General features: G+C 39.7%; 24 protein-coding genes. 19 read left to right on the top strand and 5 right to left on the bottom strand.

From position 1 onward, the window contains the following. The first annotated feature begins 8 nt into the window (after window positions 1–8). The 3 genes from clpA to GO593_RS17360 all read left to right on the top strand — a co-directional run bounded on the left by clpA (window position 9) and on the right by GO593_RS17360 (window position 4134). Window positions 9–2285, top strand: coding sequence for an ATP-dependent Clp protease ATP-binding subunit ClpA (gene clpA / locus GO593_RS17370; protein ID WP_000952702.1), 2277 nt, complete (start codon window positions 9–11; stop codon window positions 2283–2285). Between the two features lie 3 nt (window positions 2286–2288). After that, entirely contained in the window at window positions 2289–2651 is a 363-nt protein-coding gene (locus GO593_RS17365; protein WP_001983733.1) for a YnfA family protein, read from the top strand. Between the two features lie 427 nt (window positions 2652–3078). Beyond that, the gene (locus GO593_RS17360; protein WP_000993018.1) at window positions 3079–4134 is read left to right on the top strand and encodes a 3-deoxy-7-phosphoheptulonate synthase; all 1056 of its coding nucleotides are present in this window, start codon (window positions 3079–3081) and stop codon (window positions 4132–4134) included. Window positions 4135–4181: 47 nt separating this feature from the next. Here the strand turns inward: GO593_RS17360 and GO593_RS17355 are convergent, their stop codons facing one another. Both GO593_RS17355 and GO593_RS17350 read right to left on the bottom strand, forming a co-directional pair. Next, the gene (locus tag GO593_RS17355) at window positions 4182–5099 is read right to left on the bottom strand and encodes an alpha/beta fold hydrolase (protein WP_001147226.1); all 918 of its coding nucleotides are present in this window, start codon (window positions 5097–5099) and stop codon (window positions 4182–4184) included. A gap of 2 nt (window positions 5100–5101) precedes the next feature. Next, entirely contained in the window at window positions 5102–5662 is a 561-nt protein-coding gene (locus GO593_RS17350; RefSeq protein WP_000056571.1) for a PadR family transcriptional regulator, read from the bottom strand. Window positions 5663–5797: 135 nt separating this feature from the next. Between GO593_RS17350 and GO593_RS17345 the strand changes: the two genes are divergently transcribed. The 4 genes from GO593_RS17345 to GO593_RS17330 all read left to right on the top strand — a co-directional run bounded on the left by GO593_RS17345 (window position 5798) and on the right by GO593_RS17330 (window position 10169). Beyond that, window positions 5798–7822, top strand: a complete 2025-nt coding sequence (locus tag GO593_RS17345; RefSeq protein WP_000061175.1) for an NADPH-dependent 2,4-dienoyl-CoA reductase — start codon at window positions 5798–5800, stop codon at window positions 7820–7822. 70 nt (window positions 7823–7892) lie between these two features. After that, window positions 7893–8300, top strand: coding sequence for a nuclear transport factor 2 family protein (locus GO593_RS17340; RefSeq protein ID WP_000171434.1), 408 nt, complete (start codon window positions 7893–7895; stop codon window positions 8298–8300). Between the two features lie 38 nt (window positions 8301–8338). Continuing rightward, the gene (locus GO593_RS17335) at window positions 8339–9055 is read left to right on the top strand and encodes an SGNH/GDSL hydrolase family protein (protein ID WP_000266303.1); all 717 of its coding nucleotides are present in this window, start codon (window positions 8339–8341) and stop codon (window positions 9053–9055) included. 19 nt (window positions 9056–9074) lie between these two features. Beyond that, window positions 9075–10169 (top strand): YheT family hydrolase, encoded by a 1095-nt coding sequence (locus tag GO593_RS17330; RefSeq protein ID WP_000513044.1) that lies wholly within the window; start codon window positions 9075–9077, stop codon window positions 10167–10169. Between the two features lie 52 nt (window positions 10170–10221). On the opposite strand, the gene GO593_RS17325 is transcribed toward GO593_RS17330, so the two are convergent. Continuing rightward, window positions 10222–11067, bottom strand: coding sequence for a metal-dependent hydrolase (locus tag GO593_RS17325; RefSeq protein WP_000844947.1), 846 nt, complete (start codon window positions 11065–11067; stop codon window positions 10222–10224). A gap of 235 nt (window positions 11068–11302) precedes the next feature. Next, window positions 11303–11791, bottom strand: a complete 489-nt coding sequence (locus GO593_RS17320) for a hypothetical protein (protein WP_001284535.1) — start codon at window positions 11789–11791, stop codon at window positions 11303–11305. Between the two features lie 223 nt (window positions 11792–12014). Here GO593_RS17320 and GO593_RS17315 point away from each other — a divergent pair, with 223 nt between their 5' ends. The 3 genes from GO593_RS17315 to eno are packed head-to-tail and all read left to right on the top strand — an operon-like array spanning window position 12015 to window position 15876. Next, the gene (locus GO593_RS17315; RefSeq protein WP_000148660.1) at window positions 12015–13652 is read left to right on the top strand and encodes a CTP synthase; all 1638 of its coding nucleotides are present in this window, start codon (window positions 12015–12017) and stop codon (window positions 13650–13652) included. Between the two features lie 31 nt (window positions 13653–13683). After that, a complete protein-coding gene (gene kdsA, locus GO593_RS17310) occupies window positions 13684–14541 on the top strand; it encodes a 3-deoxy-8-phosphooctulonate synthase (protein ID WP_000080538.1) in 858 nt (285 codons plus the stop codon). 45 nt (window positions 14542–14586) lie between these two features. Next, complete coding sequence (gene eno, locus GO593_RS17305; protein ID WP_000078452.1) at window positions 14587–15876, top strand: phosphopyruvate hydratase; 1290 nt, start codon at window positions 14587–14589, stop codon at window positions 15874–15876. A gap of 96 nt (window positions 15877–15972) precedes the next feature. Here the strand turns inward: eno and GO593_RS17300 are convergent, their stop codons facing one another. Beyond that, a complete protein-coding gene (locus tag GO593_RS17300) occupies window positions 15973–16650 on the bottom strand; it encodes a DUF421 domain-containing protein (RefSeq protein ID WP_000366082.1) in 678 nt (225 codons plus the stop codon). Between the two features lie 626 nt (window positions 16651–17276). Between GO593_RS17300 and ftsB the strand changes: the two genes are divergently transcribed. From ftsB to pcaC, 9 genes are all read left to right on the top strand, one after another. Further along, window positions 17277–17666 carry a cell division protein FtsB gene (gene ftsB / locus GO593_RS17295; RefSeq protein ID WP_000895054.1) on the top strand — a complete coding sequence of 130 codons (390 nt, stop codon included), beginning with the start codon at window positions 17277–17279 and terminating at the stop codon, window positions 17664–17666. After that, on the top strand, window positions 17632–18348 hold the full coding sequence (gene ispD, locus GO593_RS17290; protein ID WP_001216218.1) for a 2-C-methyl-D-erythritol 4-phosphate cytidylyltransferase: 717 nt from the start codon (window positions 17632–17634) through the stop codon (window positions 18346–18348). Before ftsB ends, ispD begins: the two co-directional genes overlap by 35 nt. Before the next feature lie 349 nt (window positions 18349–18697). Then, window positions 18698–19369 carry a 3-oxoacid CoA-transferase subunit A gene (locus tag GO593_RS17285; RefSeq protein ID WP_000566012.1) on the top strand — a complete coding sequence of 224 codons (672 nt, stop codon included), beginning with the start codon at window positions 18698–18700 and terminating at the stop codon, window positions 19367–19369. Window positions 19370–19387: 18 nt separating this feature from the next. Then, entirely contained in the window at window positions 19388–20041 is a 654-nt protein-coding gene (locus tag GO593_RS17280) for a 3-oxoacid CoA-transferase subunit B (RefSeq protein ID WP_000121755.1), read from the top strand. Between the two features lie 12 nt (window positions 20042–20053). Next, a complete protein-coding gene (gene pcaF / locus GO593_RS17275) occupies window positions 20054–21265 on the top strand; it encodes a 3-oxoadipyl-CoA thiolase (RefSeq protein ID WP_000172911.1) in 1212 nt (403 codons plus the stop codon). Between the two features lie 2 nt (window positions 21266–21267). Then, window positions 21268–22623: a 3-carboxy-cis,cis-muconate cycloisomerase gene (locus GO593_RS17270; protein WP_000080990.1), complete on the top strand. Its 1356-nt coding sequence runs from the start codon at window positions 21268–21270 to the stop codon at window positions 22621–22623. Continuing rightward, window positions 22620–23405 carry a 3-oxoadipate enol-lactonase gene (gene pcaD / locus GO593_RS17265; RefSeq protein WP_000814791.1) on the top strand — a complete coding sequence of 262 codons (786 nt, stop codon included), beginning with the start codon at window positions 22620–22622 and terminating at the stop codon, window positions 23403–23405. Before GO593_RS17270 ends, pcaD begins: the two co-directional genes overlap by 4 nt. A gap of 42 nt (window positions 23406–23447) precedes the next feature. Beyond that, window positions 23448–24803, top strand: a complete 1356-nt coding sequence (locus GO593_RS17260; RefSeq protein WP_000168126.1) for an MFS transporter — start codon at window positions 23448–23450, stop codon at window positions 24801–24803. Between the two features lie 15 nt (window positions 24804–24818). Continuing rightward, window positions 24819–25232, top strand: a complete 414-nt coding sequence (gene pcaC / locus GO593_RS17255) for a 4-carboxymuconolactone decarboxylase (RefSeq protein ID WP_000997506.1) — start codon at window positions 24819–24821, stop codon at window positions 25230–25232. Window positions 25233–25238 lie beyond the last annotated feature (6 nt).

Raw genomic sequence — 25238 nt, 5'->3', positions numbered from 1 at the left:
GGGGTCACATGCTCAGTCGTCAATTAGAAGTATCATTACGTTTGGCTGTTAGCATGGCTCGTCAAAAGAGACATGAGTTTCTTACAGTTGAACATTTACTATTAGCCTTACTCGATAACGATTCGGCTGTGAATGCATTAAAAGCATGCGGAGCTGATATTGTTTCTTTACGTAAAGAATTAGAAGAATATGTAGAACAACATACTCCTAAGCTTGGCGAAAATAGCGAGCAAGCTCCACATCCAACAGAAAGTTTCGACCGCATTTTGCAACGTGCAATTTTCCACGTTCAATCGAGTGGTGGTGACCGTACTGTTGAAGGTGCGGATGTTTTGGTCGCAATGTATTCAGAGCGTGATTCTTTTGCTGTTTATCTGCTTAAACGTCATCAAATTAATCGATTGACTTTAACTCAATACTTGTCTCATGGGACACGTAAAGACGAAGTTCAGGTTGAAGAAGAAGTTGAAGACATTGAGGGTGAAAGCAATTCAGGCAATGCCGGACCATTAGAACTTTATACGCTCAATTTAAATGTTGAAGCGCAAAAAGGTAAAACTGATCCACTCATTGGTCGTGAGAAAGAAATTGAGCGTACAGCACAAATTCTTTGCCGTCGTCGTAAAAACAATCCATTGTTGGTAGGCGACCCGGGTGTAGGTAAAACTTCAATTGCAGAAGGCCTTGCATGGCTCATTGTAAATGGTAAAGCACCAAAACCGCTAAGCCATGCAGAAATTTACAGCCTTGATATTGGTGCATTGGTTGCGGGTACAAAATATCGTGGTGACTTTGAAAAACGTTTAAAACAATTGTTAAACGCTTTGAAGAAAAATCCGAATGCGATTTTATTCATTGATGAAATTCATATGATCATTGGTGCAGGCTCTAGTATGGGCAGTACGATGGATGCTTCGAATCTCATCAAACCAGCTTTAGCAAATGGTACTTTACGCTGCATTGGATCAACAACGTTCCAAGAATATCGTCAGGTATTTGAAAAGGATCATGCGTTATCTCGTCGTTTCCAAAAAATTGATGTAAATGAACCGAGCATTTCTGAAACTATTGATATTTTACGTGGCTTGAAAACGAAGTTTGAAGATTTCCACCATGTACAGTATGACGACAAAGCTTTGGTTTCTGCGGTTGAGCTTTCTGCGAAATTTATTAATGATCGTTTCTTGCCAGATAAAGCGATTGATGTCATTGATGAAGCAGGTGCACAGCGCCGTCTAAAAGCAGAAAGTGAAGACAGCTTAATTACTGTAGAGAACATCGAAGATATCGTTTCTAAGATTGCGCGTATTCCGCCTAAAACTGTATCTAAAGATGATAAATCTGTACTTGAAAATCTTGAGCGTGACCTAAAACGTGTTGTATTTGGTCAAGATGAAGCAATTACTGCACTAGCTTCTGCAATCAAGTTGTCACGTGCTGGTTTGAAATCGCCGGATAAACCAGTTGGTAGCTTTGTGTTTGCTGGTCCTACCGGTGTAGGTAAAACTGAGGTTACGAAGCAATTAGCAAAACTTTTAGGTGTAGAGCTTGTTCGTTTCGATATGTCTGAGTATATGGAGCGTCACGCTGTTTCTCGCTTAATTGGTGCTCCTCCAGGCTATGTAGGTTATGACCAAGGTGGCTTACTCACAGATGCGATTCATAAAAATCCACACTGTGTATTGTTACTGGATGAAATTGAGAAAGCACATCCTGATGTGTTTAACCTGTTGTTGCAAATCATGGATCATGGTGCATTAACAGACAATAATGGTCGTAAGTCAGACTTTAGAAATGTCATTATTGTGTTGACGACGAACATTGGTGCAGAAAGTATTTCTCGTGCAAGCATTGGATTTACAGAGCAAGACCATAGTTCGGACAACCAAGAAGCCATGAAACGTGCATTCTCACCTGAATTCCGTAACCGTCTAGATGGTGTTATTCAATTCAAAGCTTTACCAACCACAGTGATTGAATCTGTAGTTGATAAGTTCTTGACAGAATTGCAAGCGCAGCTAGATGAAAAACGCGTAGTTTTAGATGTCGATCAAAGTGCACGCGACTGGTTAGCGACAAATGGTTATGATCGTTTAATGGGCGCTCGACCAATGCAACGACTCATTCAAGAACACTTGAAGAAACCATTAGCTGAAATGATTTTGTTTGGTGAACTTGCAGATCATGGCGGTAATGTGGCGGTATCAGTGAAGAAAGAAGATGGTAAAGCAGTGGGTCTAAAACTTGAAGTGTTTGAAGATCACCATACGGCAGAACCAGCTTAATTTATGTTAATTGATAGTCTTTCTATAACCCGAATATTTAGTGTGTTCGGGTTATTTATTATTACTGCAATTGCTGAGATTTTGGGTTGTTACTTTCCTTATCTTATTTTAAAAGAAGGGAAGTCTGCGTGGCTATGGTTACCTGCAGCTCTGAGTTTGGCCGTGTTTGTCTGGTTACTGACATTGCATCCTGCAGCTTCTGGACGGATTTATGCAGCCTATGGCGGTATTTATATTTTTACTGCGCTTATGTGGCTTCGTTTTGTAGATCAAGTCGTTTTAACCAGATGGGATATCTTAGGTGGTTTAATCGTGCTTTGCGGAGCAGGTTTAATTATTTTACAGCCCCAAGGATTAATCCGTTAATTCTGAAAGTGTTCAATTAAATTTTAAGTGAAAAAATAAGCAATTTTTTTTGCAAAAAATACTTGTCAAAGTCATCAACAATGCGTATTTTAGATTTAAGGAACATTTTTTAATATTTGAGATAAAGATGTTAAATCAATCTGTGAATTCTAACGCTTACTTTTATTTCTGGCAATTTAGATAGTTGCCTGAGCGTATTCGGGCACGAGAGTTGCCCATCACAGTTAATACCTGATCGGCAACCCCGATCAGGTTTTTTTATGCTTTATCTTTTTCAAATCGAGGACTTCAAAATGAACAACATGACTTATTCATACTTTAGCAACTTTTATTGGTTTTACTTTTGCCTACCTTTGCCAACGAATAGATCCAAAACGCTCAAATAAATGATCGGACTGATTAGGTTTCAGTCCAAAGGAAAAGACCAATGAATGCCTTAAATACTTTACTAACTCAAAGCAATACAAAAGAAACACCAGTTAGTTTACCTGTTCAGTTAAAAGCTAAATACCCGCTTGTGCAGACCTTCGCACGACAAATTGCAGAACATCGTCAAATTATTCAAAATATTCTTGCTGGCAAAGATCAGCGCTTAATGGTTATTACAGGACCATGTTCAATTCATGACCCAGTTGCTGTACTTGAATACGCAGATAGATTGCAAAAATTACAAGAAAAAGTAAAAAATCAAATCTTCATTGTGATGCGTGCTTATATTGAAAAGCCGCGTACAACAGTAGGTTGGAAAGGGTTTATGTATGACCCAAATCTTGATGGTTCATCTAATCTACAATTAGGTTTAGAAAAATCGCGTGAGCTATATTTACAAATTATTGAAAAAGGCTTGCCGATTGCGAGCGAAATTTTAAGCCCAATGGCAACAGGCTATTTTGATGATTTATTGGCTTGGGGTGCAATTGGAGCTCGTACTAGTGAGTCCCAGATTCACCGTGAAATCTCAAGTCATATGCCATACAGTATTGGCTTCAAGAATGGTACGGATGGCTCAATTCAAATTGCTTTAGATGCTATTCAGTCTGCACAAAATGAGCATCAATTTTTAGGTATGAATCAGCAAGGTTTGCCTTCAGTGATTCAGAGTTCTGGAAATCCATTGCCACACTTGATTTTACGTGGAGCCAATCACGGTCCTAATTATGATTTGGCTTCAATTCAGGCAATTAGAGAAAAGCACAAACAAAACCTACCTGCCTTAGTTATTGACTGTAGTCATGGCAACAGTGGTAAAGATCCTTTACGTCAGCCAGAAGTTTTACAGCAAATCGTTGCTGAACGTCTAAAAACTCAGGTAAAGGGTGTCATGATTGAAAGCCATTTAGTTGATGGTAACCAGAAGATTTCATGTGAAATGACTTATGGACAGTCGGTAACGGACGGTTGTTTAGGGTGGGATAAAACTGAACAGCTTTTGTTAAATGTTGCTAAACAATTAAAAGCAAGTGAATTAGCTCATTCGGCTTAATGATGTAAACATTTAAAAAGGGATCTGTTTTAGCAGATCCCTTTTTTTTAAGAAGCATGTTTAAGTTCGGATAAAAAAGTAGTGATTTCATGCCCGAATTTTTTTGGCTCGGTTAATAATGGCGTGTGGCCTGAGCGTTCAAAATAAATTGTTTTTGCATGTTCGACACTATGTGCAATCAGGGTTTGGCCCGTTTCTGGATAGAGTGTCGAATTGCGTCCAATAAAGAAAGTTGTTGGGCACTGTAATTGCTGAAGTGCTTCACGATAATCCTCGTTGTGGAAAAGATAATTTTCGACATACCAAAATAAGTAGTCTAAACGTTGAATCGGAAGAAGATATTTTTGTAAAAAGGGCTGTTTTAATGCCGTTTTAAAAACAAAAGGGCTAAATGGATTGCTGCTTTGCAATTCAATAAAATCTACCCACAACCGCACCAACTTTTGACGGTCCGGAAGTGATAATTCATAAAGATATTTAGCATTTTTATGGATTGATAATAACTGATAAATATCATTGAGTAATTGTTTAAATTGGGCATGTAATGGCCCAAATAACCCATATTGCCATGTAGCATCTACTGAAATTTTAGGGGTTTGATCGATATGTAAATAGGCCTTTAACTGCTGAGCGAGATGAGCATGCTTCATGCCATGCATTGCAGTGGTGGCTCCCATTGAGTAGCCCATTAAAATAAATTTATCTAACTTTAATTGCTCAATTAAGTGAGCAACATCTTGCCAGTGGCTTGATATGGCATCTTGCTCGGGAATTGCACAGTTTTTTGAACCGCCAAAGCCCCGCCAGTCGGGAATAATAAACTCGTATTTTTTACGATTTGCATAGATAAAAGGTAGCCATTGCCAACTTTGCATACCTAAACCGGATAAAACTAATACCGGTTCACCACGACCAACACGGCGTACAAATAAACTTTCCTGATCGGGCATGGTGTAATAAGGCATGATTATTCTCCAGATACATTATCTTGAGCAAAGAGTTTTAATTGCGGGATGACTTGTTCCAACCATTTGATCCACTCAGTTTCCATAGTAATGCCGAGTTCTAAGATCATTTTATGAATATATAACACTCGATTATTCAAATCATCGCTATCTTTAAAATCTTTATCGTAAATAGTTTGGTAAAGCTTAAGCTTTTCTTGGTGTAGACCAAGATGTCGTAACAGTTCGGGTAATATTTGATTATTGCCCAATTGCGCCTCAGCGCGCAATCTTACCATTAGGTCATCTCTAAGCTGTGCCGGTTCGCTTTGCTGCGTCATCCATGAAGCGAGTTCAATACGGCCAAGCTGTTCGACTTGATAAGTTTTTTTTCGGCCACTATCCATCTCATTTTCTAAAGTGGAAACCCAGCCTTTTTTAAGCATGTTATTGAGTTCACGATAAATTTGCTGATGTGTGGCATTCCAGAAAAAGCCCATAGATCGGTCAAAACGGCGGGCGAGTTCAAAGCCCGTGCTTGGCCGTTCTAGTAAACTGGTCAATAAAACATGAGGAAGTGACATGGCAATCCGTTTGTAAGCAAAAGTAAAGTGTGACTCATTAGATTATGCAACATGTTGCATAAAAGTCAAAATTTGATTATAAATTTGTGCAACAAGTTGCATTAAGCAAGCAGATTAGCAAGCCAAGGAGTTGTTATGTCGTTATATCCACATTTATTAAAACCATTAGATTTAGGTTTTACGACATTAAAAAATCGCGTATTGATGGGGTCTATGCATGTTGGTCTAGAAGAAGCGCCTGGTGGTTATGAGCGTATGGCAGCTTTTTATGCAGAACGTGCTAAAGGTGATGTTGGGCTCATTGTTACTGGCGGTATTGCACCTAATCAGGCAGGTTTAACCTTTGCTCATGCTTCTAAGTTAGATAGCACAGAAGAAGCCGAAAAACATAAAGTCATTACCGAAGCTGTACATTCTGCTGGTGGGAAGATTGCATTACAAATATTACATACGGGCCGATATTCTTATCAGCCAGAGATTGTTGCGCCTTCGGCAATTCAGGCACCTATTAATCCGATTAAGCCTAAAGCAATGACTTCTGCTGAGGTTCAACAAACGATTGATGATTTTGCAAACTGTGCGAAGCTTGCTCAATACGCTGGATATGACGGCGTTGAGATTATGGGTTCAGAAGGTTATTTAATTAACGAGTTTATTGCAGCCAGAACAAACCATCGTGATGATGAATGGGGTGGTAGCTATGAAAACCGTATTCGTTTTCCTGTTGAGATCGTAAAACGCACACGTGAGATAGTGGGTGAAAACTTTATTATTATTTACCGTTTATCGATGCTTGATCTGGTTGAAGGTGGTTCTACTTTAGAAGAAGTTATTCAACTTGCTAAAGCGATTGAAAAAGCTGGGGCTACGATCATTAATACGGGTATTGGCTGGCATGAAGCTCGTATTCCAACAATTGCCACCAAAGTTCCAAGAGCTGCATTTACTTGGGTCACTGAAAAATTAAAAGGTGAAGTTTCAGTTCCATTAATTACATCGAACCGTATTAATACACCAGAAATGGCTGAACATGTATTAGCGTCGGGTCATGCGGATATGGTTTCAATGGCACGTCCAATGCTTGCAGATCCTGAGTTTGTTTTAAAAGCAAGTGAAGGCCGTAGCGATGAAATTAATACGTGTATTGGCTGTAACCAAGCTTGTCTCGACCACATTTTCTCTATGAAAATTGCAACATGTTTGGTTAATCCTCGAGCATGTTATGAAACAGAACTAATCTTTAAAGAAGCACATAATCAGAAAAATATTGCCGTCATTGGGGCCGGGCCAGCAGGTTTAAGTTTTGCTGTATATGCGGCAGATCGTGGACACCAAGTTAAAATCTTTGAAGCAAGTCATCAAATTGGTGGTCAGTTTAATATCGCTAAAACTGTGCCAGGCAAAGAAGAGTTCTACGAAACATTGCGTTATTTCAATCGTCAAATTGAATTACGCCCGAACATTGAACTTGTATTAAACCATCCAGCCACTTATGAAGAGTTAAGCCAATCAGACTTTGATGAAATCGTAGTTGCAACTGGTGTAACGCCTCGTCAATTGCAATTTGAAGGTATTGATCATCCAAAAGTGTTGAGCTACTTACAGGTGCTTAAAGAGCGTGTAGCAGTAGGTCAGCGTGTTGCCATTATTGGTGCGGGTGGTATTGGTTTTGATACGGCTGAGTACCTAACCCATGAAGGTGAAAGTGGCAGTTTAAATCCAGAAAAATTTTATGAAGAGTGGGGTATTGATACTCACTATGAACATGTCGGAGGTTTAAAGCAGCCAAAAGTTGAAGCTTCTGAACGAGAAATCTATTTGTTGCAGCGTAAAGCTTCCTCAGTAGGCGCAGGGCTGGGTAAAACGACTGGTTGGATTCACCGTACCGGGCTTAAGAACAGAAACGTGAAAATGTTAGCAGGTGTGCAATACGACAAAGTAGATGATCAAGGGCTTCATATTACTGTTGATGGCAAACCAACGGTACTTGAGGTTGATAATGTTGTGATTTGCGCGGGCCAAGAATCATTTACTGCGATGTATGACCAATTAAAAGCAGATGGTAAGAATGTTCATTTGATTGGTGGTGCTAAAGAAGCAGGTGAGTTGGACGCTAAACGTGCTATTCGTCAAGGTGCTGAACTAGCAGCGATTCTTTAATGACTTAAATGAGCATTGTCTTGGGTAAGAAAATGCTCATTACTAAAACCTATTTGAAGGAAAAATAAAAATGACACTCGAAATAACTAAACAGTCATTAGAAAAATGGCATTACATGATTCAGTCAAATGACTTATCGAACTTAAATGATTTGCTGGCAGATGAAGTCGTTTTCCGTTCACCGGTTGCTTATAAACCTTATGAGGGAAGACAAGTTGTTTTCTTTATTCTCACCAATGTAATTCAGGTATTTCAGAATTTTACCTATCATCGAGAATTTTACACGGAAGATGGTGAAAATGTAGTGCTAGAGTTTAGTGCGGATGTAGGAGATAAATCATTAAAAGGTATTGATATGATTCGTTTTAATGAGCAGGGTAAAATTGTTGATTTTGAAGTAATGATTCGTCCAATGAGCGGTTTAGCTGCATTAGCTGAGCAAATGGGCATACGAATAGCTCAATTTAAACCTCAATAATTTTGTTAAATAGCCTAAGAATATTGAGGTATATAAAAATGTGGTTAAAACTTTCAACATTGTTTTTATTACCAGTATTATTCATACAAGGCCATAAAGTTCGAAAGAACACACCACGTTTAGCAGAAGCTAAAGGTGAACGAGAAGGTAGAGCTGGTCAAGGTAAATCTTTATCTCTGCTTATTTTGGGGGATTCTGCCGCAGCAGGTGTTGGTGTAGAAAATCAGAAAGATGCCTTGTCTGGTGCTATTATTCAAGAACTGCAAAATGAATTTTCCCTACAGTGGAAACTTCATGCTAAAACTGGTGATACAACTCGACAAGTTTTTAATGCTTTGCAGCATTTAGAAGAGCAGAAGTATGATGTGATTGTGACATCTATTGGTGTAAATGATGTCACAAAGTTGACCTCTGCTAAATCATGGATTAAACAACAGAAGCAATTATTTGAGCATATACAGAAACGTTTTCAGCCAAAGTTGATTATCGTTTCTGGTGTGCCTCCAATGCAACATTTCCCGGCTTTACCGAATCCACTAGCTTGGTTGTTTGGGCAATATGCAGTGCAAATGAATCAAAAATTACAACAATGGTTAGCACCACAAAGCCATTTTAAGTTTCTTGAATATGATATTGAAACTTTTCAAGCCATGAACTTGCCTATGGCAAGCGACGGTTTTCATCCAAGTAAAGAAGTTTACGCAGTTTGGGGACGGCAGGTTGCAGCCTTAGTGCGGCAATCATTTAACTCATAGTCATAGGTAGTTATTGGATATGGGCATATCTGTTTTTAATAAAATTAAAGATTTCGGTTCGGAGCTGTTCGATTTAGTGTTGGGCGCTGAGCACCCAAAAGTCTATTATCATCCTCAAGGAAAAATAAAAGATATTTTGGATAAGTTGCCACAACTTAAACAGAAATATCGTCCTACGCCTTGGCTCACAAATAGTCATGTTCACTTACTTTATTTTGATCTTATTAGAAAACAGACCATAAAGTTGGCATATGATCGAATTGATCAACTCACTATGAGTGATGGTGGTATTACCGCAATTGCTTGGTATGGCTATAACTTACCGCCAGATACACCAACAGTTGTAATTATGCATACCATTACAGGTACACCTGAGAGTATGCGTGAATTGGTACGCGATTTAAATCAATACACAGGCTGGCGAATTGCATTATGCCTGCGCCGTGGTCACGCAGGTTTGCCAATGCCTGTGCCGCAAATTTCTCTTTTTGGTTCTACGAGTGATTTAAAGGAACAACTTAACCATATTCAAAGTTTATTTCCGGCATCGGATTTATATGCGGTAGGTTCTTCGGCCGGTACGGGGCTGCTAGTTCGTTATTTGGGTGAACAAGGCGAAGATACACCTTTTAAAGCTGCTTTTGCGATGTGTCCGGGCTATAACACAGAAATTGGTTTTAAAAATGTCCATCCTTTTTACAGTAAAATGATGACTAAGAAGCTCTTCAAGTATTTTATTTATCCGTACCAAAATACATGGAGTCAGATTGCATCTTTAGAGAAAGTTTTATCAGCAACCAATTTAGAAGAATTTGAAAAAGAATATTTCGAGATGGCGGGTTTTGAAGATTATGAAACTTACTGTAAATCTATTAACCCGATTTATGTGTTCGAAAATATTAAAATTCCTTTAATGATTTTGAATGCTGAAGATGACCCTGTATGTTCTATTAAAAATTTAGAGCCATATAAAGAGCCAATTCAGCAGATGAGCAATGTTGCTGTGGTGACAACGAAAAAAGGAAGTCATTGTGCATTTTATGAGGGATGGCGCAGTACATCGTGGGCAGCACGTCTCATGGCTGATTATTTTTTAATTGAACATAATAAATAGATAATCTTTGAATATAAATAAAGCCCAGATCTTGGGCTTTATTTTTTATACCTTAAGATAAGAGGAGTGATCTATCATTTATTCCAAGTTTTACTTTTGTAGCGGCAACTAAAGCTTTTTCATCTGTTTGATTAGGGTGAAAATCAAAACGGTAGTATTCAAGAAATTTAGGAATCAACACTTTATATTGTTTGCTCGCAAACTTAAAAAAGTTGCGCCAAGTTTTGAAATTGGTCAGTTGCTTATCTCGTTTCATTAAAACAATATGGTAAATAGTTGAAAAGGCTGTAATCAAAACTAAACTGAATGTAAAAATTCCAACACGTGGAATATATGCATCTAATCCGTTGCCATATAGATGTTGATATAAATCGAATGCAACAGCTTTATGCTCGGTTTCTTCTACACTGTGCCATAACCATAGGTTGCGAATAGTGTTGTCGGTCATAAGCTCATTTACGGATTGCATCATGCTGACTACCAGAACAGCTGTATAGTGTTCTAATCCAACAGTTACCAATAAATTCCATTTTTTACTAAAAACTTTCTCAATAGCTTTAAGAACAATACCTGTAGCTTTCTCTAGTGATTCTGGGTTTAAACCATATTGTTGTGCACTGACATGGAAAGCATGATGTTCTTTAGAATGCATTGCTTCTTGACCAATAAATGCGCCTATTTCTCTGTCTAGAATTTCATTCTCTTTAGCTTTAGCTCGTAAAGCACGGACAGATCTAACAAAGTATGATTCACCTTCAGGAAATAAAGTCGAAAGCCCCGTGAAATAGTGGGTGAGAGAAGGCTCATGATTGCACCAATAGCGCGGAGTATCTTCAAAATTGTAGTCCATGCGGCGGACAGGAAAAGAGGCTGGTGTACGGTTTAAAGCTGTTTTCATTTTCTTGCTCCAATCTTCTTTTAGATTAGGTTCCAAAAAGGAACTTGTTAATAAAAATTATAAGCAGACTAGATTGGAGTCAATAAATTTCGAATGATTGAAAATAGATTGTCCTAAAATGATAGACAGGAGAGCTTTAAAGACAAAAAGTAATAAAATTAAATTTATTTGTATTATGACTATTTATATAAATGCCCAAATTAAAAAAATAATTTGGGCATTCTTGAACAGAAGCTTAGTTCTTAAGTGCTGGTGTTGCAGCAGCAATAGCAGCAGCAACGGCATCATCTTCTGTGTTCGCAGGTTCAGTTGCCTTAGCAGCTGGTTTTGACTGAGCTTTTTCCGGTTTAGGTTCAGCTTTAGGCTCAGGTTTTTTTTCTGGTTTAGGTTCTACTTTTGGTGTCTCAGATTTAGGTTGTTCAGCAACTTGTGTCTGTGAAGATTCATCAGAACGCGCAGGACGAGTTTCACGGCGAATTTCAGTTGTCGTGTTAGCAGTTTCTTCACGATGAACTTCAACTTGTGGTTGCTCTTGAACTTGAGCTTCTTGAGTATCTACACTCTCTAAAGATTCAAATTTTGCAGGCTTCTGTGGTTGAGGTTCTGAAACAGCAGTTTCAACCTTGTCTTGCTCTTCTTCTTTCGGTGTCTCTTTTTTAACGCATGCGGTTAACAATAGTCCAGCCGCAATTGCAGCACAGATTAAAAGTTTTTTATTTGCCATTGCCCTAAACAACATTTAATTGAGGAATTGGCATTATAACAGTAAATAGCTATGAAAAAATCATGTCAGATTGAGCTAATTTTTTATTAAAAATGCTGATAGAATAACCAGTTGTTTATTGTTCTTTGAATTGATGCGGTTTGACTTTGCTTTATAGGGGCAGAGTACAGTAAAATTGCCAAACATTGTAGGCCGATTTCGGCTTGATTGTACGAGAAACTTAATGACCCATTTTATTTTTGTCACTGGTGGTGTGGTTTCATCGCTAGGTAAAGGTATTTCTGCTGCTTCTGTTGCTGCACTTTTGGAAGCTCGTGGCTTAAAAGTCACAATGGTTAAAATGGATCCTTATATTAATGTCGATCCAGGGACAATGAGCCCATTCCAGCATGGTGAAGTTTTTGTTACCGAAGATGGTGCAGAAACAGATCTGGATCTGGGTTATTACGAACGTTTCTTACGTCGCGCGAAAATGACCAAACTAAACAACTTTACGAGTGGTCGTGTATATCAAGACGTTTTAAATAAAGAGCGTCGTGGTGATTACTTAGGTGGTACAGTTCAGGTTATTCCTCATATTACCGACAATATTAAAGAACGTGTACTCCGCGCGGGCGAAGGTTATGATGTTGCTATTGTAGAGATCGGTGGTACCGTAGGTGATATCGAATCTTTACCGTTTATGGAGTCGGTTCGTCAGTTAATGGTTGAGCTGGGTCATAAACGTACCATGCTTATGCATTTAACTTTGTTGCCATATATTAAGTCAGCAGCGGAGTTAAAAACAAAACCAACTCAGCACTCTGTAAAAGAGTTACTTTCAATCGGTATTCAGCCAGATATTCTTATCTGTCGTACTGAGTATGATGTTGATGCTGACACTAAACGTAAGATCGCGTTATTCACGAACGTAGAAGCTCGTGCGGTTGTCGTGTGTAAAGATGCGAAAACGATCTATCAAATTCCACGTGGCTTCTATGAGCAAAATGTAGATGACCTGATTTGTGAACGTTTTGGTTTTACTGATTTGCCGGAAGCTGACTTAACTGATTGGGATAATGTTGTAGAAGCATTACTTAACCCAGAATATACAGTACGTGTAGCAATGGTCGGTAAGTATGTTGAATTACCGGATGCTTATAAGTCCGTAAACGAAGCATTGTTACATGCTGGTATTAAAAATCGCGTAAAAGTACAAATTGATTATGTCAATGCTGAAGAGCTTGAAAGTCAAGATGTTTCTATTTTGAAAACAGCTGATGCGATTTTAGTTCCTGGTGGTTTTGGTGAGCGTGGTACTGAAGGCAAAATGAAAGCTATTCAATACGCACGTGAAAATAGTATTCCTTTCTTGGGAATCTGTTTGGGTATGCAGTTGGCTGTTATTGAATATGCTCGCCATGTTGCAGGTATGCCAGAAGCTTCTTCTACAGAATTTAACCGTTCTACAAAATATCCATTGATTGGTTTAATTACCGAATGGTTAGATGAGCGCGGTGAATTACAACAGCGTAGCCTTGAGTCTGACTTAGGCGGAACAATGCGTTTAGGTGCACAAAAATCAGAATTGGTTGAAGGCACAAAAACTCGTGAAGTTTACGGAAAAGCTGAGATTACCGAACGTCATCGTCACCGTTATGAAATGAATAATCGTTTCATTGAAGCGATTGAACAAGCGGGCATGAAGATTTCTGGTTATTCTTCAGCGCAACATTTAGTTGAAACTGTAGAAATTCCTGAACATCCTTGGTTTATTGCTGTACAATTCCACCCGGAATTTACAAGTTCACCACGTGATGGACATCCATTATTTGCTAGTTTTATTGACGCTGCAAAAACACAGCATCAAAAAAGTAAGTAATGCGATTTTAAAATAAACTGGGAAAGTTTAAATGTCACAATTAAAACCACAAGAAGTTGTACGTTTAGGCGATATACAAATGGCAAATCATTTGCCATTTGTATTATTTGGCGGAATGAACGTACTCGAGTCAAAAGATTTAGCTTTTGAAATTGCTGAAACTTATATTGATATTTGTAAACGCCTGGATATTCCTTATGTATTTAAGGCGAGTTTTGATAAAGCAAACCGTTCTAGTTTGCATTCATTCCGTGGTCCTGGACTTGAAAAAGGTATTGAATGGTTAGGCGACATTAAAAAACATTTTAATGTACCAATTATTACCGACGTTCACGAACCATATCAGGCAGCGCCAGTTGCCGAAGTCGCTGATATTATCCAGCTTCCTGCTTTCTTAAGCCGTCAAACTGATCTTGTTGAAGCAATGGCGAAAACCCAAGCTATTATCAACATTAAAAAAGCACAGTTCTTGGCTCCTCATGAAATGCGCCATATTTTGCATAAATGTTTAGAAGCGGGAAATGACAAACTTATTCTTTGTGAGCGTGGCTCAGCATTTGGCTATAACAATTTAGTTGTAGACATGCTTGGCTTTGACATCATGAAAGAAATGAATGTACCTGTATTCTTTGACGTGACTCATGCTTTACAAACTCCAGGTGGTCGTTCAGATTCAGCTGGTGGCCGCCGTGCTCAAATTACAACTTTAGCGCGCGCAGGTATGGCAACAGGTTTAGCGGGATTATTCCTAGAGTCTCATCCAGATCCAGATAAAGCGAAATGTGATGGACCATCTGCATTGCGCTTGTCACAGCTTGAGCCATTCTTGGCACAACTAAAAGAATTGGATACTTTAGTTAAAGGATTCAAAAAGTTAGATACTCATTGATGCAGGAATTTGCATCGCGTTATTCATTCAACTGAGGAATTGTTCATGAGCCAAATCGTTGACATTCGTGCACGTGAAATTTTGGACTCTCGTGGTAACCCAACCATCGAAGCAGACGTCATCTTAGAATCTGGGGTGGTTGGTCGTGCATGTGCACCATCTGGTGCTTCAACTGGTTCTCGTGAAGCTTTAGAACTTCGTGACGGCGACAAATCTCGTTACTTAGGTAAAGGCGTTCGTACTGCTGTTCAGAATGTAAATAGCTCAATTCATGAATTGCTTGTTGGTCAAAGTGTTTTTGAACAAAAAGCGCTTGATGAAAAAATGATTGCTTTTGATGGCACTGAAAACAAATCTAAATTAGGTGCTAATGCAACTTTGGCGGTATCTTTAGCAGCAGCTCACGCAGCAGCAGCTGAACAAAAACTTCCATTGTTCCAATACATTGCTAACTTACGTGGTCAAACTACTTTGACTATGCCTGTACCAATGATGAACATTTTGAACGGTGGTGCTCACGCAGATAACACTGTTGATATTCAAGAGTTCATGATTGAGCCAGTTGGGTTCACTTCATTCGCTGAAGCATTACGTGCTGGTGCAGAAGTATTCCATTCTTTGAAATCAGTTCTTAAGAAACAAGGTTTGAACACAGCTGTAGGTGATGAAGGTGGTTTTGCGCCTAACCTTCGTTCAAATGAAGAAGCGATTACAGTAATTCTTCAAGCAATTGAGCAAACTGGTTATAAAGCTGGTTCAGATATTATGCTTGCACTTGACTGTGCATCTTCAGAATTCTACAAGAATGGTCAATATATTCTTGAAGGTGAAGGCAACAAGTCTTTTACAAGCAATCAATTTGCTGATTACTTAGCTGGTCTTGTTAAGCAGTATCCAATTATCTCTATTGAAGATGGTTTGGATGAGTCTGACTGGGAAGGCTGGAGTTACTTAACTTCAATTCTTGGTGATAAAATCCAATTGGTTGGTGACGATTTATTCGTAACTAATCCTAAGATTTTACAACGTGGTATTGATGAAAAAGTTGGTAACTCAATTTTGATCAAATATAACCAGATTGGTACATTGACTGAAACTTTAGATGCAATCTACCTTGCTAAAGCAAATGGTTACACTACTGTTATTTCTCACCGTTCTGGTGAAACAGAAGATTCAACTATTGCTGATTTAGCAGTAGGTACAGCAGCAGGTCAAATTAAGACTGGTTCACTTTGCCGTTCTGACCGTGTTTCTAAATATAACCAATTGCTTCGTATTGAAGAGTTAACTAAAGCGGTTTACCGCGGTAAAGCTGAATTCAAAGGTTTAAACTAATCTTTTGAATAAAGTTTTATTTATTTAAATATTGATGAAAAATTAATATTTAAATATAAGTGCTATTTCTAAGTGTTAGAAATAGCACTTTTTTATTTACCCTAAGCGCCGGGTTTTTAAAGATTCAGCCCAACTGTGGTGATGACAACGAGAGCATTCTTGATCTAGCTTATTTAAAATTTTAGTTTCGCCACATTTCATACAGGAATAAAAAGTATTAATTTTAAGAACTTCTGCTTTACGATAAGCATCAGGGAATAAGGGAAGTCCCCATTTGACATCTTCATCTTCATAATAAAGCAAGCTCAGAATACCATCCGATTCAAGTAGGGCTGTTCTGACTTGGCCTAAATGTTCAACGTTTTGTTGGCGCATTTCCGAAAAAAACTCATCATGAGAATAGGTCTGTTTTTGGAAATCTTTGTAGACTAAAAGGCCTTCTTTAACGACACAGAGCGCTTTTCCTTCTAATAAGTCTTCAATTTTTTTATGTTTTACCATACCCCAAGTGACAAGACGATATAGAGAAAGAATAGCGATAAAAGCTATCAATGCATGGGCAATCGGTAAATCTTTAGTAAACATAGGATCGCCAGCAGCAGAACCTAAACATAAAATAATGGCAAGTTCAAATAAGGAGAGTTGCCGAATACCACGTTTACCAGATAGCCTTAGAAAACTAATGATAATGATAAACATGATGGTACAACGGACCAAAATTTCTAAAACAAAGGACCACGTTGTGTCACCTATAAGAATATTAGAAAGATCCATCTTTTTCTCACTTGTTTAAATATGTATAAAAAATACATTTAAAATTCATATCAGAATAAAATTAAAAAAAATATACTTTTTAAGTGGTTATTGGTTAAAAAATTGATATATGTGTATTGTTATATGAAATTAAAAGATATAAATCTCATATATAGAATAGAAGGGCCGAGCTTGAAAAAATGATGATACAGCTATTAAATTTTAAAAAAATTCTGTTTTATTAATTTATCATCTTGAATAAAACTACGGCCGGAATCAAGCATTGTAAGTAATACAATATTTAAACTTTGCTCATTGGTAGTAAGAAGATAGTCTTTATATTCAGAGAATCTATTTCTCTATATCTTTCAGGAGAGCTTTTTTATATTTATTGAGACACTTTTTTTGTTAATTAGAAGTATTTTTATATGCATAGATTGATTTATAAGCAGTTGTGTTCATAAACATTATTTTCCTTTCCAATTGAGTTGAATTTTGACAAAATGAAACATGTCACAATGGTCAATTTAAAGTAATATGACCATTCATCGTTTTGCAGGAACTTTGCAGGAATTTTGCATGCTGCTTGTAAATTGTCATACAATACAAAAACTTAATCAAAGTTTTTAATTAAAGCTCTTAATGCTATGTTAGAAGTATTTCGTTCCACTTCAAGCAAACTTATATTGCTACTGGTTATTGTTTTAGTGGCTATATTGCAATATCAGTTTTGGTTAGGTGAGGGTGGTTATTTTCCTCATCAAGCGCTTATGCAGCAGATTCAACAACAAGCCGAAGTAAATGACGAGCTTAAAGAGCGAAACCGTATTTTGGCAGCTGAAGTTTTCGACCTAAAGAATGGTACGGAGGCGATAGAAGAGCATGCTCGCCTAGATCTAGGTTTGGTTAAGCCACATGAGACATTTGTTCAAATGAGTACAATTAGTACCCATTACAAACCTATTTATATTGACCCGAACGCTAAAGTAGATTTGGAAACTAATGAGACACCTCCATCACCAGACATCCCAGACTAAATTATGGGCAGTTATCCCTGCCGCTGGTTCAGGAAGTCGGTTTTCCAAAACTGAATTAAAGCAATACCAATATATTCAAGATGCTACTGTTATAGAACATACGGTTAAGCGTTTAAGTCAGCTTCCGCTGACGGGTTATGTCTTGGCAATTGGAAAACAGGATACTTTTGCCTCAACTTTATCTTTTCAAGATAAGCATAAAGCGCATTTTTGTAATGGTGGCGTTGAACGTGTGCATTCGGTATTAAATGCGCTGAATTATCTATCACAGATTGCGGATGAGGATGATTGGGTATTAGTACATGATGCAGCAAGGCCTTGCGTGACTTTCGAATGCTTGAATACTCTTGTTAAAAATGCAATTGAGACTAACCAGAGTGCTATTTTGGCAATTCCGGTACGCGATACGCTAAAACAAGTGAATCAGGAACAGCAAATTGACAAAACAGTGAGTCGAGAGCTGTTGTGGCAAGCTCAAACTCCTCAAATTGCTAAAATTGGAATTCTTAAAAAAGCGATAGAAACAGCGCTAAAAAATAATTTGACTATTACTGATGAGGCGAGTGCACTTGAATCTATAGGAGAGAGTGTACAGGTGGTCATGGGGCGTTCTGATAATATAAAAATTACTTACCCCGATGATTTAGAACTTGCTCGCTTGATTTTACAATCACAAAATTAAGATTTTATATACAGGATAGGTGGTAATTTTTACCTATAAAATAGCCTAAGTGAATATGGTATTTCTACATATCTATTCAAAATAATTAGTATTTTTTTACAACTTGTATTTGTAAGATTGAATAAGTAATTTACTTAGATAATGTTCGATAGTCGCACAAAAAAATCCTAAATCGAACAAAACTATATATAGCTGACTAGATCAAAATCTGAAAATTATCAAAAATGTTTAAAAGGGAAATCTAAGGGAAACACTCGGGATTGAGTGAAATATTTATCTATTCTTCTCACCTCAGTGTGCCTAAATCTCTTACCTCTCTCTTCTTCAATGAGCACAATGGAGTTGTCTAATGATTGACAAAAGTAAGTCCTCACTAAGCGAGGTTTTATCGCAGATTAAAGATGGTGCAACCATTCTGATTGGTGGTTTTGGTACCGCAGGACAACCCGCTGAACTCATTGACGGCCTGATTGAACTTGGCGTTAAGGACCTGACCATTGTGAGCAACAATGCCGGTAATGGGGATTATGGTCTGGCTAAACTGCTCAAAGCCGGTTCTATTAAAAAAGTGATTTGCTCTTTCCCACGTCAGTCGGACTCTTATGTGTTTGATGAACTGTACCGTGCCGGAAAGGTTGAACTTGAACTGGTACCGCAAGGCAATCTGGCGTGCCGTATTCAGGCAGCAGGTATGGGTCTCGGGGCGGTGTTTACCCCAACTGGCTTTGGAACACTTTTAGCCGAAGGCAAAGAAACCCGTCATATTGATGGTAAAGATTATGTGCTTGAGTATCCGATCAAGGCTGACTTTGCCCTGATTAAAGCCTACAAGGGCGACCGCTGGGGCAATCTGGTTTACCGTAAATCTGCACGTAACTTTGGCCCGATCATGGCCATGGCTGCTGATGTCACCATTGCCCAGGTTTCTGAAGTGGTTGAACTGGGTGGATTAGACCCGGAACACATCATTACCCCAGGTATCTTTGTACAGCACGTTGTACAAGTACAGCCCGCACAGTAAGCAATAAGGAGAAATAACATGAGCTACCAGAAACTCAGCCGTGACCAGATTGCAAAGCGTGTGGCACAAGATATTCCCGATGGCGCCTATGTGAACTTGGGTATTGGCTTACCGACCAAGATTGCCAGCTACTTACCTGCTGACAAAGATGTCTTCCTACATTCTGAAAATGGCCTGTTGGCTTTTGGCCCACCACCAGCTGCAGGTGAAGAAGACCCTGAACTGATTAATGCGGGTAAAGAGTTTGTGACCATGCTTGAAGGCGGCAGCTTTTTCCACCATGGCGATTCATTTGCGATGATGCGTGGTGGTCATCTTGATATTGCAGTGCTTGGGGCATTTCAGGTTGCTGCGAATGGTGACTTGGCCAACTGGCACACGGGTGCACCAGATGCAATTCCTGCTGTTGGTGGTGCGATGGATTTGGCGGTTGGTGCCAAGAAAGTATTTATCACTACAGACCACGTCACCAAGCAAGGTGAACCGAAGATTGTGGCTGAGCTAACTTATCCGGTAACGGGTAAGCACTGTGTGGATCGTATTTACACTGACCTGTGTGTGATTGATGTGACCAAAGATGGTTTAAAGGTGATTGAGAAAGTTGAAGGTCTTAGCTTTGATGAGTTACAGGCTTTAACGGGTGCAACTTTGATTGATGCGACTCAAGGGTAAGGAAGTAGGGAAATGACATTAAAAAACGCTTATATCATCGATGCCATCCGTACTCCATTTGGCCGTTACGCCGGTGGCCTTGCACCCGTCCGTGCCGATGACCTTGGCGCTGTGCCGATTAAAGCACTCATGCAGCGTAACCCAAATGTAGACTGGGAACAGGTCGATGATGTGATTTATGGCTGTGCGAATCAAGCCGGTGAAGATAACCGTAACGTCGGCCGTATGTCAGCATTACTTGCTGGTTTACCTTATCAAGTGCCAGCAACCACCATTAACCGTTTATGCGGTTCATCACTCGATGCCATTGCCATTGCTGCCCGTGCTATTAAAGCAGGTGAAGCGAATCTGGTGATTGCTGGTGGTGTGGAAAGCATGAGCCGTGCACCTTATGTAATGGGTAAGTCTGACTGTGCCTTTGGCCGTAGCCAGAAGATTGAAGACACCACCATGGGCTGGCGTTTCATTAACCCTAAACTTAAAGAATTGTATGGTGTAGACACCATGCCCCAGACTGCCGAAAACGTCGCTGAACAGTTCAACGTGAATCGTGCAGATCAGGACCAGTTTGCCTTGGTGAGCCAACAACGCACCGCAAGCGCGCAAGCCAAAGGCTTTTTTTCTAAAGAAATCGTGGCAGTTGAAATCCCTCAGCGTAAGGGTGATGCGGTGGTGATTGATACCGATGAGCATCCTCGTGCATCAACCACACTTGAAGGTTTAAGCAAACTTAAACCTGTGGTTAAAGCAGATGGCACAGTTACTGCGGGGAATGCTTCAGGCATTAACGATGGTGCAGCGGCTCTGCTGATAGCTTCTGATGATGCAGTTCAGGCTTACAACCTAAAACCACGTGCCAAGATCATTGCTTCGACAGCTGTAGGTGTAGAACCACGCATTATGGGTTTTGCTCCAGCACCAGCCATTAAAAAATTACTTAAACAAGCCAACCTGACTTTAGATCAGATGGATGTAATTGAGCTCAATGAAGCCTTTGCTGCACAGGCTTTGGCAGTGACCCGTGATTTAGGCTTACCAGACAACTCTGACAAGGTAAACCCAAATGGTGGTGCCATTGCTTTAGGTCATCCACTTGGTGCATCAGGTGCACGTCTTGTGACGACAGCTTTAAACCAGCTTGAACAAACAGGTGGCCGTTATGCCTTGTGTTCAATGTGTATTGGGGTAGGTCAAGGTATCGCATTGATTATTGAGAGAGTCTAATCATGAGCCAGTTATATGCCAGCTTGTTTTACCAAAAAGACGTCACTGAAATCTTTAGTGATTCATCTTTAATCACCTACATGATTCAGGTTGAAGTTGCGTTAGCCCAAGCGCAGGCACAAGTTGGCGTGATTCCTCAAAATGCAGCAAATACCATTGCCCAAGTAGCTGAACAGGCGTTAGAAAAGTTTGACTTTTCGGCTTTGGCGGTAGCAACTGGCTTAGCTGGGAATATCGCAATTCCATTTGTAAAACAGCTTACGGCAATTGTTAAAGATACTGATGAAGATGCTTCGCGTTATGTGCATTGGGGAGCAACCAGTCAGGATATTTTAGACACAGCTTGTATTTTGCAATGCCGTGATGCGTTGAATATTGTGGAAGGTCAACTTCAACAGTGCTACACCACAGCATTACAACAAGCTAAACAATATCGCCATCAAGTCATGATTGGGCGTACATGGTTACAGCAAGCTTTACCTATTACTTTAGGGCATAAGCTTGCTCGTTGGGCTTCTGCATTTAAACGTGATTTAGATCGTATACAAGCTATGAAGTCACGTGTGCTCACTGCTCAGTTAGGCGGTGCTGTGGGTTCGTTGGCTTCATTGCAAGACCAAGGTTCGCTTGTGGTCAGCGCATTTGCGAAGCAACTGAATCTGACTGTACCAACAAGTACATGGCATGGTGAGCGTGATCGTATTGTAGAAATTGCAAGTGTGCTTGGCATGATTGTCGGGAATACGGGCAAGATGGCACGGGATTGGTCACTCATGATGCAAACTGAAATTGCAGAGTTGTTTGAGCCAACCGCAAAGGGTCGTGGTGGTTCATCGACCATGCCTCATAAGCGTAATCCAGTTGCGGCAGCATCCGTATTGGCCGCGGCGAATCGTGTACCAGCACTGATGTCTAGCATTTATCAAAGTATGGTGCAGGAACATGAGCGTAGCTTAGGCGCATGGCATGCAGAATGGTTAGCAATCCCTGAAATTTTTCAGCTTTGTGCTGGATCATTAAGCCGTACTGGCGAAGTTCTACAAGGTTTCGAAGTGAATGCTGAACATATGCAACAGAATCTTGAGTGTACGAATGGATTGATTATGGCAGAAGCTGTGATGATGGCACTTGCTCCTAAAATTGGTCGTTTAAATGCTCATCATTTAGTTGAAGCTGCATGTAAAACAGCAGTAGCACAAAACCTGCATTTGTTTGATGTTGTTAGCCAATTAGACGAAGTGAAAGGGCAGTTTAGCCAACCAGAAATACAAGATATTTTTAAACCAAAAAACTATTTAGGCAATATTCAGCAACAGATTGATGCAGTTTTGCAAGAAGCACAAGGAGAGTCAAAGTGAAACAGACTATTAGCAATCGCCAAGGAAAACAGCTAGCTGTTTATACCGAAGGCTTAAAAGATGCTCCTGTGCTTATGTTTTCTAATTCATTAGGAACAGACCATGGTATGTGGCAACCTCAGCTGAATGAATTAAAAAGTCATTTTAATGTCATTACATACGACACACGTGGTCATGGCGAAAGTGATGTAATTAGTGACACCACATTGCAAAACTTAGCTGAAGATGTTGTTGATATTTTAGATGCCTTGAATATTGAAAAAGCTCATTTTTGCGGCATTTCAATGGGCGGAATTACAGGGCTGTGGTTGGGTATTCATCATCCAAATCGTTTTAATAGCATTACAGTTGCAAACTCAGCAGCCAAAATTGGTCAAACCGAGGCTTGGTTGAGTCGTGCTGAATCGGTAGAAAAAAATGGTTTAGCCGAGCTAGTTAAAACTACCCATACCCGCTGGTTCAGTGAAAAATTTGATTATCAGCATAATGTGGTTGCACAGACAACGATTCAAAGTCTCGCAAACACGCCAGCACAAGGTTATGCCAATGCATGTCGCGCTTTAGCGTATGCCGATTTGAGAGATGAAATTGCACAAATCCAAATTCCAGCGCTACTGATTGCAGGAACAGAAGATCCGGTAACCACAGTAGCAGATGCCGAATTTATGCAGAAGGCGATTAATAACAGTCAGCTTGCAAAACTCGAAGCATCTCATCTTTCTAATATTGAGCAACCACAAAGATTTACTCAGGAATTGACTAGATTTATTCAGCAAATCTAATCGCTTAGTAATTTAAAAGGAATTGGCCTTAAGGAGGCAAATATGGCGTCTCAGGATTACGCTACACCAAGCAAAAGCATCGATGCTCAAGCACTGATTAATGATGCTCCACTTAGTAAATATCAATGGATGATCGCAATCATCTGTTTCTTAATTATTTTTACTGATGGTATCGATACAGCTGCAATGGGTTTTATCGCTCCAGCATTGGCTCAGGACTGGGGCGTTGACCGTTCTCAGTTAGGACCAGTGATGAGTGCTGCACTTGGTGGGATGATTATTGGAGCTTTAGTTTCTGGCCCGACAGCTGACCGTTTTGGTCGCAAAATCGTTTTAGCTTTTTCGATGCTTGTATTTGGTGGGTTCACCTTGGCATCTGCTTATGCAACCAACTTAGATAGCCTTGTCGTTTTACGGTTTTTGACAGGTATTGGTTTGGGTGCAGCGATGCCAAATGCGACCACTTTATTTTCTGAATACTGTCCAACACGCATTCGTTCATTACTCGTGACATGTATGTTCTGTGGCTACAACTTGGGTATGGCGACAGGCGGTTTTATTAGTAGCTGGCTCATCCCGACCTACGGTTGGCACAGCCTATTTTTACTTGGTGGCTGGTCACCTTTGATCTTAATGGTTTTAGTGATTTTGGTATTACCTGAGTCTTACCGCTTTTTAATTGTGAAAGGTAAGAATCCTGAAAAAGTACGCAAAATCTTAAATCATATCGCGCCAGCTCAGATCGAAAATGCGACTGCATTTCACGTACCTGAAGAGAAAACTGAAACAGCTCAAAAGAAAAATGTCTTTGGAATTATGTTTTCTAAACCATATGCCAAAGGAACACTTTTACTTTGGTTGACCTATTTCATGGGACTCGTGGTTGTTTACTTGCTTACAAGCTGGTTACCAACGCTTATGCGTGAAACAGGGGCTTCCATGGAGCGTGCCGCATTTATTGGTGGATTGTTCCAGTTCGGTGGTGTAGTGAGTGCGCTGTTCATTGGTTGGGCGATGGACAAATTTAACCCGAACCGAGTCATCGCCATTTTCTACTTTGCCGCAGGTCTATTTGCAATTGCTGTCGGTCAAAGCTTAGGCAACTCAACCTTACTTGCAGTATTGGTGCTTTGTGCGGGTATCGCCATTAATGGTGCGCAATCTTCGATGCCGGCGTTAAGTGCACGCTTCTATCCAACTCAGTGCCGTGCAACAGGCGTGTCTTGGATGACGGGTATTGGGCGTTTTGGTGCTGTATTTGGTGCGTGGATTGGAGCTGTGTTACTCGGTAATGATTGGTCGTTTACCGCCATTCTTAGTTTATTACTCATTCCAGCGACCGCTGCTGCTGTTGCGGTATTTATTAAATCAATTGTTGCGCATACCGATGCAACTTAATAGAGGTCTATCACAATGAATGATGAACAACGCTATAAACAAGGCATTGAGGTGCGGACTGAAGTTTTGGGTGAAAAACATGTTGGTCGGTCTTTGCAGAACCTAAATGACTTTAACCAGGATTTCCAAAATTTTATTAGCCGTTATGCATGGGGCGAAGTGTGGTCTCGCCCAGGCTTACCACGTCATACCCGTAGTTTAGTGACTATCGCAATTTTATTGGCACTGGGCCGCGAAGATGAACTACGCATGCATTTACGTGCTTGTTTCAACAACAGTGTAACTAAAGAAGATTTAAAAGAGCTGATCTTACACAGTTCACTCTATGCGGGTTTACCTGCTGCAAACGCTGCAATGCATATGGCTGAAGAAGTCTTTAAAGAGTTGGGGATAGAAGTAAACCCAATTGCAGCGAAAGAACAGGATTAAGGAGAT

It is taken from the genome of Acinetobacter baumannii, assembly GCF_009759685.1.
GTDB classification, from domain to species: domain Bacteria; phylum Pseudomonadota; class Gammaproteobacteria; order Pseudomonadales; family Moraxellaceae; genus Acinetobacter; species Acinetobacter baumannii.
This window is presented reverse-complemented; position numbering and strand designations above follow the sequence as displayed.

What these genes read in the sequence shown, in the direction of transcription:
- clpA (WP_000952702.1), top strand. Translation starts at nt 9, where the DNA reads ATGCTCAGTCGTCAATTAGAAGTATCATTACGTTTGGCTGTTAGCATG.
- GO593_RS17365 (WP_001983733.1), top strand. Translation starts at nt 2,289, where the DNA reads ATGTTAATTGATAGTCTTTCTATAACCCGAATATTTAGTGTGTTCGGG.
- GO593_RS17360 (WP_000993018.1), top strand. Translation starts at nt 3,079, where the DNA reads ATGAATGCCTTAAATACTTTACTAACTCAAAGCAATACAAAAGAAACA.
- GO593_RS17355 (WP_001147226.1), bottom strand. Translation starts at nt 5,099, where the DNA reads ATGCCTTATTACACCATGCCCGATCAGGAAAGTTTATTTGTACGCCGT.
- GO593_RS17350 (WP_000056571.1), bottom strand. Translation starts at nt 5,662, where the DNA reads ATGTCACTTCCTCATGTTTTATTGACCAGTTTACTAGAACGGCCAAGC.
- GO593_RS17345 (WP_000061175.1), top strand. Translation starts at nt 5,798, where the DNA reads ATGTCGTTATATCCACATTTATTAAAACCATTAGATTTAGGTTTTACG.
- GO593_RS17340 (WP_000171434.1), top strand. Translation starts at nt 7,893, where the DNA reads ATGACACTCGAAATAACTAAACAGTCATTAGAAAAATGGCATTACATG.
- GO593_RS17335 (WP_000266303.1), top strand. Translation starts at nt 8,339, where the DNA reads ATGTGGTTAAAACTTTCAACATTGTTTTTATTACCAGTATTATTCATA.
- GO593_RS17330 (WP_000513044.1), top strand. Translation starts at nt 9,075, where the DNA reads ATGGGCATATCTGTTTTTAATAAAATTAAAGATTTCGGTTCGGAGCTG.
- GO593_RS17325 (WP_000844947.1), bottom strand. Translation starts at nt 11,067, where the DNA reads ATGAAAACAGCTTTAAACCGTACACCAGCCTCTTTTCCTGTCCGCCGC.
- GO593_RS17320 (WP_001284535.1), bottom strand. Translation starts at nt 11,791, where the DNA reads ATGGCAAATAAAAAACTTTTAATCTGTGCTGCAATTGCGGCTGGACTA.
- GO593_RS17315 (WP_000148660.1), top strand. Translation starts at nt 12,015, where the DNA reads ATGACCCATTTTATTTTTGTCACTGGTGGTGTGGTTTCATCGCTAGGT.
- kdsA (WP_000080538.1), top strand. Translation starts at nt 13,684, where the DNA reads ATGTCACAATTAAAACCACAAGAAGTTGTACGTTTAGGCGATATACAA.
- eno (WP_000078452.1), top strand. Translation starts at nt 14,587, where the DNA reads ATGAGCCAAATCGTTGACATTCGTGCACGTGAAATTTTGGACTCTCGT.
- GO593_RS17300 (WP_000366082.1), bottom strand. Translation starts at nt 16,650, where the DNA reads ATGGATCTTTCTAATATTCTTATAGGTGACACAACGTGGTCCTTTGTT.
- ftsB (WP_000895054.1), top strand. Translation starts at nt 17,277, where the DNA reads ATGTTAGAAGTATTTCGTTCCACTTCAAGCAAACTTATATTGCTACTG.
- ispD (WP_001216218.1), top strand. Translation starts at nt 17,632, where the DNA reads ATGAGACACCTCCATCACCAGACATCCCAGACTAAATTATGGGCAGTT.
- GO593_RS17285 (WP_000566012.1), top strand. Translation starts at nt 18,698, where the DNA reads ATGATTGACAAAAGTAAGTCCTCACTAAGCGAGGTTTTATCGCAGATT.
- GO593_RS17280 (WP_000121755.1), top strand. Translation starts at nt 19,388, where the DNA reads ATGAGCTACCAGAAACTCAGCCGTGACCAGATTGCAAAGCGTGTGGCA.
- pcaF (WP_000172911.1), top strand. Translation starts at nt 20,054, where the DNA reads ATGACATTAAAAAACGCTTATATCATCGATGCCATCCGTACTCCATTT.
- GO593_RS17270 (WP_000080990.1), top strand. Translation starts at nt 21,268, where the DNA reads ATGAGCCAGTTATATGCCAGCTTGTTTTACCAAAAAGACGTCACTGAA.
- GO593_RS17260 (WP_000168126.1), top strand. Translation starts at nt 23,448, where the DNA reads ATGGCGTCTCAGGATTACGCTACACCAAGCAAAAGCATCGATGCTCAA.
- pcaC (WP_000997506.1), top strand. Translation starts at nt 24,819, where the DNA reads ATGAATGATGAACAACGCTATAAACAAGGCATTGAGGTGCGGACTGAA.